The sequence below is a fragment of the Desulfobaculum bizertense DSM 18034 genome, from assembly GCF_900167065.1.
Lineage (GTDB): Bacteria > Desulfobacterota > Desulfovibrionia > Desulfovibrionales > Desulfovibrionaceae > Desulfobaculum > Desulfobaculum bizertense.
The window spans coordinates 84,688-97,709 of the sequence record NZ_FUYA01000003.1; the positions used below are offsets into that span (position 1 = coordinate 84,688).

Consider the following 13,022-nt stretch of genomic DNA (forward strand, 5'->3'; position numbering starts at 1 on the left):
GCGGAACAGGAGTGGGTGATCGGCGAATACTGGACGCTGACAGAGCTTGAGAGACCGCCCAAAATCAGCAGCCTAGTTGACGTGGTGACGCACAGAGCCTACAATTTACTTTACCCTGAGTGCCCTAAATATTGCACAAAATCCCGGAGAAGTCCGGTGAGCAAACAGTATTTCCAGATTCTGGAAGCTGAAAAATGGGGTGCAAAAAGCACAGGACCAGCAGCAAAATTCCCTGCACAGAATTTTGCGTACCCTGAAGCCAACAGGACAAACGAGGGGAAGACTATGGGACTGACCGTCAACCTGAAGCGCTACAGATGTAGCGGCTACCTTGGGCAGTTCAAACTGCTCGAATTGATGCTGACCATAGAAGAACGCTCCTATGCCCTAGAAGAGGCCGAGCTGTCGGATGTTTTTGCGGAAGAGCCAGAAAAGAAGCCGCTCAACACAACTCTGGCCGAAGATGTTCCATGGCGCAAAAAGAGCCAGCAGCATGGAAGCGTCGCAGTCTGGCGTGGAGTGCGAGAGCAGAACTCAACCCTGCTCTCTTCACTGGCGAACAACTTGCGCCCGGCCCTCGGTCCGGGTGGAAGCTGCGGAGGCTTCGGGCTTATCGACAAAAAAATCTAGTCTGCGGAACCCGCCATTTTCGTCCGCACAGACTCAAGCTTCTGCGTCATTCTGGACGCATCGCCCTTATTGTAATCCACTTTCAGATTCAGGCTAATGCGCTCGCTGTCCTGCTCCAAATCTTTGAAACAGGCAGAGACAACTGCCATAACCTCGTCCCAGTCCCCTTCTATGATGGTGCCCATTGGGCCAAAAGAACAGACCAGACCGCTCTTTTCAATAATGGCTACCGCACGGGCAACGAAAGGACTCAGATGCACGCCTTTGTCCATTGGGAAAATCGTCAATTCTGCCATAACACTCATGAGTACCCCTCCATAAAAGAAAAAGCCGCCGGAAAACCCGACGGCCTGTTTCTTACACTATTTGCCCCGCATCTGGCGAATCTGCTTCATCACCAGTTTTTGCGCAGCCATACTTCGCGAGCTTCGCAGCTCCTTGAGTTCTTCCTCAGTCACAAGGCGAATTGCCTCGGCCGGGCAGACCTCTTCGCAGGCCGGGCCAAGTCCCTTGCGCCGACGCTCGGCACAGAGGTCACACTTGGTCACAGGCACCACACCACCAGCATGATACATGGCCATAAACGGACAGGCATCCATGCACTTCATGGAGCGGCAGCCTCGGCACAGCGAGGGATTGTGCAAGACAACCCCGTTATGGTCACGGGTAATGGCCCCAGAGGGACACGCCTTGACGCACTGCGGGTTGGTGCAGTGATGACAGTACAGGGGGAAAGCAAGACCTTCGTCTGTCTGGGTCATCTGAATTCGGGGGGTACCATGCAAAAACTTGCAGATAGCCTCACAGGATTCACAGCCAATGCAGCGGGAATAATCCACGTACTTTTTGAGGACGGGCTGTTTTTTGTCTGACATAAATTTCTCCGTGAGCCGAGAACTACCTAGTTTTCGGCAGTCCAGTCCAGCCACTCTTCAAGGGAGCGGGCAGCTTCCAGCCCGCTGGTCACAGCCCAGCCAATCTTGCTTGGACCGTTCAGGGCATCACCGGCAAGAAACACACCGTCAAGCGGGGTCATGCGCGGCCATGCGGTTGCCTGACGGCGTACTTTCATCAGTTCGGTATGATCTGCATCCGGCACGGTAGGCACCTCACCCACGGCAGGAATAACAATATCCACATCCAAAACTTCTGGCGCACAGTCCATCGGCACGGGACTCCGACGTCCCGAAGCATCAGGGTCACCCAAACTGCACTGGATGAACTCAAGCCCGCAGACATGCTCTTCACCGAGCACCTGTGACGGCATAGCGAGTTCTTTCCAAATCAGTCCGCGGTCCTGAAGCAAAGCAATTTCATACGGGCCAGCCGGAGCTTCATTGCTCGTTCGGCGGTACAGCATATACACGGTCTCGGCATCGCCACGCAGGGCGCAGTCCGCAGCATCGACAGCAGAGAGTCCGGCACCGATAACAGCAACCCGTTTTCCCTTGACGTCTGAACGAGTGACATCTGCCCCAGAGGACTTGCCTCGAAGAGGGAACAGGAACTCAAGCCCAGACAGGACTTCCGGCAAATCTTCGCCGGGAATATTGAGTTTGCGTGAACGCCAGGAGCCAGTGCACAGGAGCACGGCATCAAAATCCTGACGAAGCGCATCAAGCACAACGGTCTCCTGAACGAGTTCATCACCTTCATCGTGTCCGGTTTCGTCAGCAGCGACGACCTTCACGCACGGGTGAAAAACAACCCCATATTCGTTCTGAAGACGCTCAGCGGCCTTTGCGGTACGTTCAACCGGCAAGCGAAAATCCGGAATTCCATAATACAGCAGCCCACCAGCCTTTGGCAGTTTGTCAAAGACTTCTACATGGTACCCCTGACAACAGAGATACCCAGCAGCGGCAAGTCCGGAGGGTCCAGCCCCAACAATGGCGACCCGGCGTCCATTGGACGCTGCCGGTGCGCTGCGAAACAGCGCATAGTTCATGCCTTTCATCATGACGCTCTATCCTTCTCCTACTTCTGCCGGGAAAAATCGCCCGGCCCGATGGAATATTGTCATTCCTCGCAACTTGTAAAGCGACAAAAAGCTGCGTACGCATAATTTTATGCAGCAGTCATGAGGAAACGCATCCCATACAGGGGCGTAAACATGTGAAAAGCCGTTCACGCCACCCCTTTTTCTGATTCTTTCTATTCCTTAGTAAATTGATACGGATTCAGAAAGGAAAAAGGCATGTTCTTTTTTTAACGTGAACAGAACACAATATTCTGCATACAGAGAAAAAGAGAAAGTCCTTGATGACACAAGGAAAACAGCCGCTCCAGACCTCTTTTCTGAGGGCTGCACGGCTGGGCTACACTATCCGTCAAAAGCCCCATGTGGTCTGACCATTGCCATATTTCGCATGCGCCCATAGAGGCATTTTTCACTGAACACACAGAGATTACAGGAAAAGTCACCGTAAAATGTCATCCCGGAGACACGAGGCTCCTCTTGCTATGAATGGTTTATTTAAAACAGCTGCCATCTTGAGCCGCATTGCAGAAAAACTCGGCGAGCTTCTGCTTCTGCTCTGCGGTGTTGGGATGGTGTGTGATATCAGCTTGCAGGTCTTCTTCCGCTACGTGCTAAATGATTCGCTTTTCTGGTCGGAAGAGCTAGGCCGAATTCTTCTTGTCTGGCTGACGTTTTTTGGCGCAAGTGTGGCGTACAAACGTGGTGCGCACATCGGTGTCGACGTGCTTGTTTCCCGCTTCTCTGCCCCTGTCCAGCGAATCCTGCGTGTTTTCTCGCATCTAGTCTGCCTCTGCTTTTTTGCTGTCATCCTGTTTTATGGCACCCAGTTTCTGGGTTTCCTTAAATTTCAGAGCACGACAACACTCGGCATCAGCAAACAGCTCCCTTTTTTGACTGTTCCAGTCAGCGCGGCTTTCCTGCTACTCCACGGGCTGTATTTTCTGCTGCGTGACCTGCGAGGCAAACAGGCATGACCACGCTTTTGCTTCTTTTACTCGCCACGCTTTTTCTGCTGAATGTTCCCATTGCCATGGCCATTGGCGCAGCCACCATGCTTGTCTTTGCCCTGAGTGGCCCGACAAATCTTATGGTTGCCGTAAGCCGCATGTATGCAGGGGCTGATTCTTTCCCGCTTATGGCTGTTCCGCTCTTTATGATTGCCGGTCAGGTTATGGAGGCTGGGGGCATATCACGCCGCCTTGTGGCCTTTGCAGAATCTCTTGTCGGCTGGCTCCCCGGCGGACTGGCGGCAGTCTCCATTGTCTCGTCCATGTTCTTTGGTGGAATTTCAGGATCTGCCGCCGCAGACACGGCCGCAGTTGGCGGAATGCTCATCCCTGCAATGGCCCGCAACGGCTACCCACGCGGCTTTGCTGGAGCCGTACAGGCCGCTGGCGGTTCTATCGGCGTCATTATTCCCCCAAGCATCCCTATGATTGTGTTTGGTTACCTTACCGGCGCCAGCATAGGGAAACTCTTTGCTGCGGGGATCCTGCCGGGAGTGCTCATGGGACTTTCACTCATTGGCATGACAGTGCTTCTCGCCAAGCGGCAGGGACTGGCCGCTGTCACCGCACCTGAACCTTTTTCTGCCCGCAAAATCCTCAGCACAGGCCGCAGGGCAGTCTTTGCCCTTGGTGCTCCGGCCATTATTCTTGGTGGCATTCTTGGCGGAGTTTTTACAGCAACGGAATCCGCTGCCGTAGCCGTTATCTATGCCCTGTTTATTGGCTTTGTGGTCCATCGGGAACTGCGCCTCAAAGCGCTCCCCAAACTCTTTATCAACGCCTCCATCACCGCAGGCGTCACCATGTTTATCATCACGCAGGCCACGGCATTTTCCTGGCTGCTGACCATTGAACAAATTCCCCAGAGTATCAGCGCAGAACTCCTCAGCTTTGCACATTCTCCAGTTGCTCTGCTCCTGCTCCTGAACCTCATCCTCATTATTGCAGGAACATTCGTCGAAACCACAGCAGCCCTTATCCTGCTTGTTCCAGTCATGACGCCGCTCCTTCCCAGCCTTGGCATAGACCTGATTCACCTTGGCGCTATTGTTGTCACCAACCTCGCCATTGGCATGCTCACCCCGCCTATGGGCATTTGCCTGATTGTGTCCTGTGGCATTGCGAACACAAGGCTTGCAGACATCAGCCTTCGGGTTCTGCCCTTCCTGCTGGTGCTCCTCGTGGACCTGCTGCTTATCTCATTCTGGTCGCCACTCACCACCTGGCTTCCAGCCCTAACAGGATAAGCTCAAAAGAATTTCCTCCGCCCAGAGTTGCCTTTTTCCCGGCTTTCTGGTCCTCTCATTGCAGGGACCCCTCTTCCCTATACCTGCAAATGTCGAGGTGAATATGGATGACACACATCGGGGCGCAGTGCTCCTTGTTGATGACAACCCTATCATCTGCCAGTCTTTGGCTTTTATGCTGGAAGACGAGGGTTTCACCCACATCTTTCAGGCCTTCACTGCCGAGGACGCGCTTGCTCTTGTTCAGGAACACCGTCTTGAACTCGCCTTTATGGATGTCCGGCTCAAAGATGCCAACGGCCTTGAGCTGGCCAAAGATATTCGGGAAATCTGCCCACAGCTTGATATTGTGTTTATGAGCGGTGCAGGCAGCCGGGCCGAACTCCTTGAAGCTGTTCAGATTGGGGCGGTGGACTACCTGCTCAAACCCTTCTCTCCAGAACTGCTGAGCCTCACCCTGGACCGTTTCACCAAGCGCCGCGCTCTGACCCGGCGGGTTCATGCTGCTGAGCATCGCCTTGGTGAAATTCTCAAAAACATCCCTTTGCTCGTCTTCCAGCTCGACAAAAATTTCCAGCTACGGTTTATCAATGACGCCTGCAAGCACGTTCTGGGAGAAAGCGTTCCCACGACCCCAGACACCAGTGACTGGTTTATGCAGCACGTGCACCCAGAAGAGCGCGAACGAATTTCTGAACTCCTCCGTACGGCCCTGCACTCCGAGACACCGCGCACAGCCGAGTGTCGCCTCATCCACCACAACGGTGCAGAGGTTTACGGCTACATCAAGACCCTGCCAGCGCTCCCCTCAGAGCTGAATGGACAGGAACCACTTGTTGACGGAATTTTCATTGATATTTCTGAACGGGTGAATCAGGAGCGCAGTACCGTACAGCAGGAAAAGCTCAAAACCGTAGACGCTATTTCCTCAGAAATGGCCCACGAACTTCGCAACCCGCTGATGACCATTGGCGGTTTTGCCCGGCGGCTTCTGCTCCGCTTCCCAGACCTGCACGAAGCGCAAATTATTCTTCGGGAATCAGAACGCCTAGAGCACCTTCTGGACCGGATTAAAAGCTATCTGCAAAAAGAACAGGCCGAAAACCTGCAAAAAGTTTCTGTCCGCGACGTGCTTGAACGGAGTATTCACAACCGCATTCTCCAGCTGGAAGGTGCCGGGCTGACGCTCGACATTGCACATGCCCCAGACCTGCCCTCCGCGATTGCCGATCCGCAGGGCCTCCAGCATGTCCTGGAAATCATGCTTGGAGATGCCAGCCAGTCGCTCATGGATGCCGGAACGCTCGTTATTCGAACGCAGGGAACACAGGACCGAGTGGACCTCACTTTTTCCTATGCACTGGAAGATTTGCGCCACATCAGCCCGGAGCGGCTCTACCTGCCCTTTGATGAAGGTGGTTTTGGACTACCGCAGTGTACAACGCTCATTCGCGGAATGTGTGGTGTGATGCGGATGGAACGAAAAGAAGGGAATGTGGTTTTTACCATTTCACTCCCCGCAGAGACAGAAAAAAAACACGCAGAACCGACCACTTGAGTTCAGAAGCCGTTTGTATATACTTTACAAACTTTCGTCTGAACCCTGAATTGCTACTGAGACAGATATGTCGATTTATCCACAGATACTTGGAATATACTCTCGTAAGACTGAGTCGCAGATTGGTCTTGGAACAACACAGGATCATCATCACAGCAAAACGTACTGGTATGCTGTACGCAAAGGGGACAACCAATTTTGTGTCCAGCCCCTGAACGCTCGTCATGTTCCATCCCGGCCCAAAACGACCCTGAACAAAGCTGATTTTCTCATGGTCTTTGAGCCTGAGCCGAACTATTACGAACATCACACAGCCCCTGCCCTGCGCTCACTTGTCGCCAAAATTCAGGACGGCAAAGAGAACTACAAGCTGGGTAATCTGGATGCCGCTGAGCGCGCATTCCTCAAAGCGCTGCTCATAGATGAAGACAATGTCGAAGCCAACTTTGGACTTGGGCATATCTACATCGACAAAAAGCAGTACAAAAAGCTCGAAAATGCACTCAGGCATCTGCTGCACATGGATGAAACTTTTGATGAGGAGTGTCGTCAGAGCTTCAATACCTTTGGCATTGCCCTACGCAAAAACGGACTGCACAAAGAAGCCCTGCGCTACTATCAGCGAGCGCTTGAGTTCAATCTCTTTGACGAAAATCTTCACTTCAATATCGCCAGAGTCTTTTTTGAACTCAAAAACAAGGAAAAGTGTCTCGACCACGTCCAAAAGGCCCTGACCCTTGCGCCTGACCTTGTGCCTGCTCAGAAGCTTCTGAAATACGTTCACAAATATGGCGTTGAACGTGAAAGCGTCAGCTCCTGATTTTTCCGCCAATAGCAGCGCCCTGCAGCATATTACTCTGGAGGGCGTTTTGCGTATTGCTCTCTAAAAAAACATCCTGTTATACTGCGCTGGCCTTTTCATTTTTGCCCCGGTGGAACAATGAAATATTTTTCGCAGTTTACACAGCTTCCTTTTCTGGATGAGCTGAGCACGCTCAACAGGCTTAACGGCAACACCGTCATGCTTCAAGAGCTGTATCAAAACGCCATGCGTGACCTTGCCCTGCATCTGGATCGATTTGATGCATCCATAGACAGAGGGGACTCCAAGGCCCTGCTTTTTGAGGTGCAACACATTCGCAACTGTGCGGCAAGCATTGCTGCGACCCAGCTCCAGTTTGAAGCGGAACAGCTTGAAAATCTGCTCCAGAATCACCAGCCTTTGCGTTCCGGCATGGCCGAAGGCTTTTTGCGTCAGGGCCTGCATACTCTCGAAAGCCTTGCGCACTCGCTCAGAGTTCTCTAGGTTCTGCTCTCACGCATACGCAAGGGAGGACCGCATGAGCGACGAAAAAGAAATTTCCATCAATCATATCGCCTGCTCCGGCTGTATGGGCTGCGTCGAGATGCACCCTGAGCTGTTTGAATGGGACGAGGTCAACGAAAAGGTTGTCCTCAAAAAAGAGAAAGTCAGTGCAGACGAAATCCACGAAATGCTGTCCCTGTGCCCACAGGACTGCATCGAACTCGAAGACTAAAAAAGCCGCCCAATGGCGGCTTTTCTTTTGCATTGCGCTCGCTTTCTGCTCACGTTTTTCCTGCACCCTTAGTCTGGCGCATTTTCTTTGCTGGACATCTGCCCAAGCTTCCCGCCACGCAATCCGTCCTCTGACTCCGGAGTACAGCTTGCGCAGCAACTCCCATAAATAAACTCACTGTAGGCGTACAGTATTCGCCGCTCTGCGTTCAGCCGTTTCTCAGAATAGGTCTGCGCAGGGTGCTCTTTGGCCAGCTCCTGCACGTAGGAATAGCGAGGAAGCGCCCGCTCGTCCCGAGCCAAACACTCCCCTGTTGCAGTCTCATACAGATACGCAGTTTTGGAATCTGTCACCGCAACCAGCGGCACAGCCCCCTGCGTAAAAATTCTGGCCGTCGCAATGACTTCCCGGTCATAGGTTCCGGGTTGCCCAGCGACAAAAAAAATAAGGAGAACAGGACTGCCGTGTTCATCGGTGACAACAAAGTCAACCATACGGCAATACTCTTCTCCTTTGACAGGAAACACGACAGGAACACGCGGGGTCAAGGATTCTCGTGGGTATCCACGCTCCTCAACAAGCATACGGGCCGTGGCCTGACGAAACTCCTCGTATGAGGTTTCTTCAAGCTCCTCGCCTGTAATGTAATCCTGAACCATTCTCCCAAGGGACGTTTCGTGCATGAAAATTCACCTCTTTCATGCCCGCCCGTCCTGTCGAGTCTAGCTCACAACTCCGCGCTCGGCGTGCTTGGGAGCTTTTTTCTTTTTGGTATCCACAAAGATATCCCACGACAGCAGCTCTTCGCCAATATCCTCATTCTTCTTCATGGCACTCGCGAGGAAGCGATAGCCCGGAATGAACTTTCTGGACCGGGCAAAGAGCACACGGACAAGCACATACATTGGAACAAAAACGAAATTATTGCCGACAGTATCGCCAATTGCGGGAATGGTAAATGGAAGCTGAAACGCAACATCGCCAAAACGGAACACCATCCAGCTCATAACAAAAGGAACGGGCCACAGGCTGGAGGCAAACAGGGCAATATGCGAGAAAAAATTCTGACCAAAAGCTTCGTTTGCAAGTGAGTTACACGCCTTGTAGCTCCGCTTGTCTTTTTCACGAATGGCTTCAACAGACAGGTTGTGATTATGAATCATGTCTCTGTTCAGCTTCGCAAAGTGCTTTCTGTTCACGTAGTACACGCCAGCAAGCGACAGCTCACCCAAAAGCGTACACGCCAGAATCAAGAGCAGCATGCCAAGAAAATACGCATAGACTGGCGGCACTGGCAGCTTGAAGAAAAACAGAAAAATGGGATCAAAGAGATAATTCAGACGGTCGAATGATTCGAGCATCACACCCTCACTTACGGCTTTGGTCTCATCTCCTTCTTTCAGGAGATGTTAAAAAGGGGCTGGCCAGCAGCGCTGCCAGCCCCGAGGAGTCTTATCGGATAGACCGACTTAGAAGGGAGGCAGGATGCTGAAGCCAAGGAAGCCCTTGGAGCAGTAGCGCAGACCAACGTACAGAGCGAGTACGATGAAGAGGCGCTTCAGCCAGACATCCGGGATGTACTTGGAAGTACGGGGTCCAATCATGGACCCGATGATGATACCGATAAGCTCGGCACCGATCAGGCTCCACTGAACCGGGGTTCCCTTGAGGATCATGTAGGAGGCAATGGAGTTTGCCATACCCACGAAAACTGCGAGGGAAGAGGTACCAGCAACGAGGTACATCGGCAGACCTGCAACGGAGGTCAGGAACGGCACCAGCAGGAAGCCGCCACCGACACCGAGGAAGGATGCCAGAGCTGCGATGAAGAAACCACCAATAACCGGAACGAGCGGATTAAAGTGGAATTCAACACCGAAGAAGGTGAATTCGCAACGAGTCAGGGAGAAGGACTTCACCTTAACGCCCTGAGCTTCCATGTCGACGTTGCCAGACTTGATGCTTGCTTCGAATGCTTTTGCAGCAGCCTTGGCTTCACTCTTCTTGGACTGTGCCTTAGGCGTCGTCTGGTAGTAGAGGTAGCAGCCAAGGAAGAGAACGAAGAGGCCGAAGAATCCAAGGTAATCCTTCAGGTTAATCTTGCCAGCAGTCAGCCACGGCACCAGCCAGGAACCAGCAACAGAACCCACAGCCAGAGCGATGCCCAAAGGAGCAACCAGACGGCCTGCGCGGTAGTAGTTGAAGGAACCGATAGCAGCGGAGCAACCAACAAGCCACTGGTTCGATACACGGATGGAGTCAGTCACGACCTTGTTCATGGTCAGCTCTTTACCAAAGCCCTTGGCGTAATCACCAAGGCCGTAAATGGTAATATGACCAACGCCGGACATGATGCCACCAAAAGCACCAACAGTAGAGAAAATCCAGCCAACCCAGATGGCCCAGATAACGCCGATAACGACGTTCAGGTCAGGTGCGCCGGGGATTCCGAGGTATCCCTTGGCTGCATTGGGATCAATCTTGTCGGCCTGAATTGCCTGAGTGATAGCGTCGCTCAGGCGGTCTGCCCATGCAGCTTCCTGCGTAAACAGGACCACTGCAACTGCTGCGAGTACGAGCAGTACGTGGCTCGATTTAAATTTCACAGTGCCACCCTCCTTAAAGGTTCGGTAAACATTGACAACTTAACGCATAACGCGCTTGAGAAGAATCTTTTGTCCGTGACGTTCACGGGTCCTGTGCGATGCTTCATTTGGTCGCACAAACTCCAGAGCATGGGTGGTGCATGCGGTGACACACGCGGGATCAAGCCCCTGATCCACGCGGTCCATGCACAGATCACATTTCATTACCTTCCCTGCGGCCTCATCCCACTGAGGAACATCCCACGGGCAGGCAATAATGCAGGCTTTGCAGCCAACGCATAAATCCTGATTCACATAGACAATGCCGTCGTCCCGCCGAATCATCGCTTCGGTCGGGCAGGCAGCAACACACCACGGCTGTTCACAGTGGAAGCACGGCATGAAAAGATTCATCATCCGTGGCTTTCCAGCCTTGTTCAGGGGTCCAACGGTGATGAGCTGCCCAAGACGTGCGCCTTCGGGAACCCGGTTGTATTGTTTGCAATGTAATTCACAAGCATTACAGCTAATACAGCGATCCTGATCCATCTTAATGATGTATCTGCTCACAGAGCATAACCTCCCGTCTCCAGACTCGGCCCGATAACCAAAGCCAGACGCGGAAAAATAAATCCTGCACAAATCGTAGGCTTTGATGTAGTGGGTTAAATCAGTTGGTGAATGAATGGTCAATCACGTTTCTACCATATGTGATTTCTTTCACATGCAAGAAAAAAAGCTTTACTTTTCAGTGCAAACCGCAATTTGCCTCAGTTCCGAGGGAAACACTCCCTGAGACTTCTGTCCAAATTTTCAGTGACACTCGGCACATTTTCCCTCCTCAAAGCCACTTTTCGCCCACTTTCCACCCCGTCAGCTTGACACTTTTTTCATAAGCGCCACAGCATTTATCGCCATGCGTTTTTTTCACGCAGCGACAAAAACTCTGAGAAACTGAGCATTTTCCTTTTTACCACAAAAGAAAAAAAGGAGCGACCCGAACCGAGCCGCTCCTTTTGGACTGAACCACCATGCGCCGCAATTACGGCAAGAGGTGCTGCCCCGCCAGGCTTGCGAGGTCAAACACAGGACCAGGAACCATTCCAAGCAGGAGGATGGCGGCTGCAAGAACAGATCCCCATACCCTACTCATGGCACTGACAGGGATATGCGGCGATTCCTCCGGTCCTTCTTCCTCTGCGGTATAGGCATGACGCACAAGGCTCAAATAGTAATAAATAGATATTGCAGCGTTCACCGCAGCGACAATCACAAACCAGTTGTAGCCGTGATTCCACGCACTGGTGAACAGGAAAAGTTTTCCAGTAAACCCGGCCGTCGGTGGCAGGCCCACAAGGGCAAATGCAGCAACAGCCAAAACCAGCGCCATCACCGGTGCCCGCCGGGATAATCCATTCAGATCTTTTAGCGCAATGTTCTCTCCGTCCTGCGCGGTCTTACACACCACCCAGAAACAGGTCAGGTTCATCAGGATGTACACAAGGCTGTAAAATGCAGCCGAAGCCAGACCATCTGCCGTCCCGGCCACCAGCCCCAGCATAATGTACCCTGCATGGGACACACTGGAGTAACCCAGCATCCTCTTCACGTCTGTTTGCGCCAGAGCCGCAAGGTTACCGATCGTCATGGAAACCGCACCAAGCACGGCAAAAATCATTGTCACGGCCATTCCCGGCTGAACAAGGGCAGCCAGCCGAACCAGCACAACAACAGCGCCAAGCTTGGGCAAAGTCGCGACGTATGCCGCGGTTTCATTACTCGCCCCTTCGTACACATCCGGACACCAGAAATGGAACGGGAACAGTGCCAGCTTGTAGAACATGCCCGCAAGGAACAGCGACAGGCCGACAACTGCAAGCGGATTGGACGCCCATGTCCAGTCAGCCGAGGCAAGTTCAGACAGATAGCTCGAATGCTGGGCGGCAAGGATGAAGCCCAGTCCATACAGCGAAATGGCCGTCGCAATAGCACCAAAGAGAATGTACTTAATGCCAGCTTCTGCAGCTTTTCGATCCTTGGCCCGCACCGGAATAATGGCATACAGCGAATACGAGGAAATCTCGAGAGCAATATAAATCGTGATGAGTTCTACGCTCGACGCCAAAAACATCAGACCAAGGGCAGAAAACGCCAAAAAGAGGAAATAGTCTGTTTCCTTTTCCCGCTCCAGCGTTGGCTGACGCGTGGCGTTCAGGGTACCAATGAAAAAGCCAATACTCACAGCGAGTTTAAAGAACTGCGAGGTGGCATCAACAGAGTATGCCCCGTGGAACATTGTTCCCTGGACGTGCAGAGAAAAGAACGCGACTCCAATCCCTACAGCCGCGCCCCACGGCACCCAGGAGGCATCGTTACGAAAGGTCTCAAGCTTGCTGATGCTCTGAAAAAGCAGCACCAGCAGCAGGAGAATCTGAAAGAGTTCCGGCATAAAAAGCTCAGGATGAATGGACACGGT

The 13,022-nt window shown here is 52.6% G+C and carries 15 protein-coding genes; 7 read left to right on the forward strand and 8 right to left on the reverse strand.

Annotated elements, in window-relative coordinates:
- Positions 1-156 precede the first annotated feature (156 nt).
- The gene (locus B5D23_RS05405; protein WP_078684398.1) at positions 157-630 is read left to right on the forward strand and encodes a hypothetical protein; all 474 of its coding nucleotides are present in this window, start codon (positions 157-159) and stop codon (positions 628-630) included.
- Here the strand turns inward: B5D23_RS05405 and B5D23_RS05410 are convergent.
- Genes B5D23_RS05410 through B5D23_RS05420 form a run of 3 tightly spaced genes read right to left on the reverse strand, consistent with a single transcriptional unit; the run spans position 627 to position 2,590 of the window.
- Positions 627-935 carry an MTH1187 family thiamine-binding protein gene (locus tag B5D23_RS05410; RefSeq protein ID WP_078684399.1) on the reverse strand — a complete coding sequence of 103 codons (309 nt, stop codon included), beginning with the start codon at positions 933-935 and terminating at the stop codon, positions 627-629. The two genes, B5D23_RS05405 and B5D23_RS05410, sit on opposite strands and share 4 nt — an antisense overlap.
- Positions 936-992: 57 nt before the next feature.
- The gene (locus B5D23_RS05415; protein ID WP_078684400.1) at positions 993-1,505 is read right to left on the reverse strand and encodes a 4Fe-4S dicluster domain-containing protein; all 513 of its coding nucleotides are present in this window, start codon (positions 1,503-1,505) and stop codon (positions 993-995) included.
- A 26-nt stretch (positions 1,506-1,531) separates the two neighbouring features.
- On the reverse strand, positions 1,532-2,590 hold the full coding sequence (locus B5D23_RS05420) for an FAD-dependent oxidoreductase (protein WP_233812728.1): 1,059 nt from the start codon (positions 2,588-2,590) through the stop codon (positions 1,532-1,534).
- Positions 2,591-3,093: 503 nt separating this feature from the next.
- Between B5D23_RS05420 and B5D23_RS05425 the strand changes: the two genes are divergently transcribed.
- From B5D23_RS05425 to B5D23_RS05450, 6 genes are all read left to right on the forward strand, one after another.
- Complete coding sequence (locus tag B5D23_RS05425) at positions 3,094-3,585, forward strand: TRAP transporter small permease (protein ID WP_159445925.1); 492 nt, start codon at positions 3,094-3,096, stop codon at positions 3,583-3,585.
- Positions 3,582-4,865 carry a TRAP transporter large permease gene (locus tag B5D23_RS05430; protein ID WP_078684402.1) on the forward strand — a complete coding sequence of 428 codons (1,284 nt, stop codon included), beginning with the start codon at positions 3,582-3,584 and terminating at the stop codon, positions 4,863-4,865. The genes B5D23_RS05425 and B5D23_RS05430 overlap by 4 nt, the downstream gene beginning before the upstream one ends.
- Positions 4,866-4,968: 103 nt before the next feature.
- Positions 4,969-6,423: a hybrid sensor histidine kinase/response regulator gene (locus tag B5D23_RS05435; RefSeq protein WP_078684403.1), complete on the forward strand. Its 1,455-nt coding sequence runs from the start codon at positions 4,969-4,971 to the stop codon at positions 6,421-6,423.
- A gap of 67 nt (positions 6,424-6,490) precedes the next feature.
- Positions 6,491-7,243: a tetratricopeptide repeat protein gene (locus B5D23_RS05440; RefSeq protein ID WP_078684404.1), complete on the forward strand. Its 753-nt coding sequence runs from the start codon at positions 6,491-6,493 to the stop codon at positions 7,241-7,243.
- A 120-nt stretch (positions 7,244-7,363) separates the two neighbouring features.
- Positions 7,364-7,729: an Hpt domain-containing protein gene (locus B5D23_RS05445; protein ID WP_078684405.1), complete on the forward strand. Its 366-nt coding sequence runs from the start codon at positions 7,364-7,366 to the stop codon at positions 7,727-7,729.
- Positions 7,730-7,763: 34 nt separating this feature from the next.
- A complete protein-coding gene (locus B5D23_RS05450) occupies positions 7,764-7,961 on the forward strand; it encodes a ferredoxin (RefSeq protein ID WP_078684406.1) in 198 nt (65 codons plus the stop codon).
- A 68-nt stretch (positions 7,962-8,029) separates the two neighbouring features.
- On the opposite strand, the gene B5D23_RS05455 is transcribed toward B5D23_RS05450, so the two are convergent.
- From B5D23_RS05455 to B5D23_RS05475, 5 genes are all read right to left on the reverse strand, one after another.
- The gene (locus B5D23_RS05455) at positions 8,030-8,644 is read right to left on the reverse strand and encodes a type I restriction enzyme HsdR N-terminal domain-containing protein (protein ID WP_078684407.1); all 615 of its coding nucleotides are present in this window, start codon (positions 8,642-8,644) and stop codon (positions 8,030-8,032) included.
- 39 nt (positions 8,645-8,683) lie between these two features.
- Positions 8,684-9,322 carry a hypothetical protein gene (locus B5D23_RS05460; RefSeq protein ID WP_078684408.1) on the reverse strand — a complete coding sequence of 213 codons (639 nt, stop codon included), beginning with the start codon at positions 9,320-9,322 and terminating at the stop codon, positions 8,684-8,686.
- 108 nt (positions 9,323-9,430) lie between these two features.
- Complete coding sequence (locus B5D23_RS05465) at positions 9,431-10,567, reverse strand: sulfite exporter TauE/SafE family protein (RefSeq protein WP_078684409.1); 1,137 nt, start codon at positions 10,565-10,567, stop codon at positions 9,431-9,433.
- Between the two features lie 39 nt (positions 10,568-10,606).
- On the reverse strand, positions 10,607-11,116 hold the full coding sequence (locus B5D23_RS05470) for a 4Fe-4S dicluster domain-containing protein (RefSeq protein ID WP_078684410.1): 510 nt from the start codon (positions 11,114-11,116) through the stop codon (positions 10,607-10,609).
- A 472-nt stretch (positions 11,117-11,588) separates the two neighbouring features.
- Positions 11,589-13,019: an NADH-quinone oxidoreductase subunit N gene (locus tag B5D23_RS05475; protein WP_078684411.1), complete on the reverse strand. Its 1,431-nt coding sequence runs from the start codon at positions 13,017-13,019 to the stop codon at positions 11,589-11,591.
- Positions 13,020-13,022 lie beyond the last annotated feature (3 nt).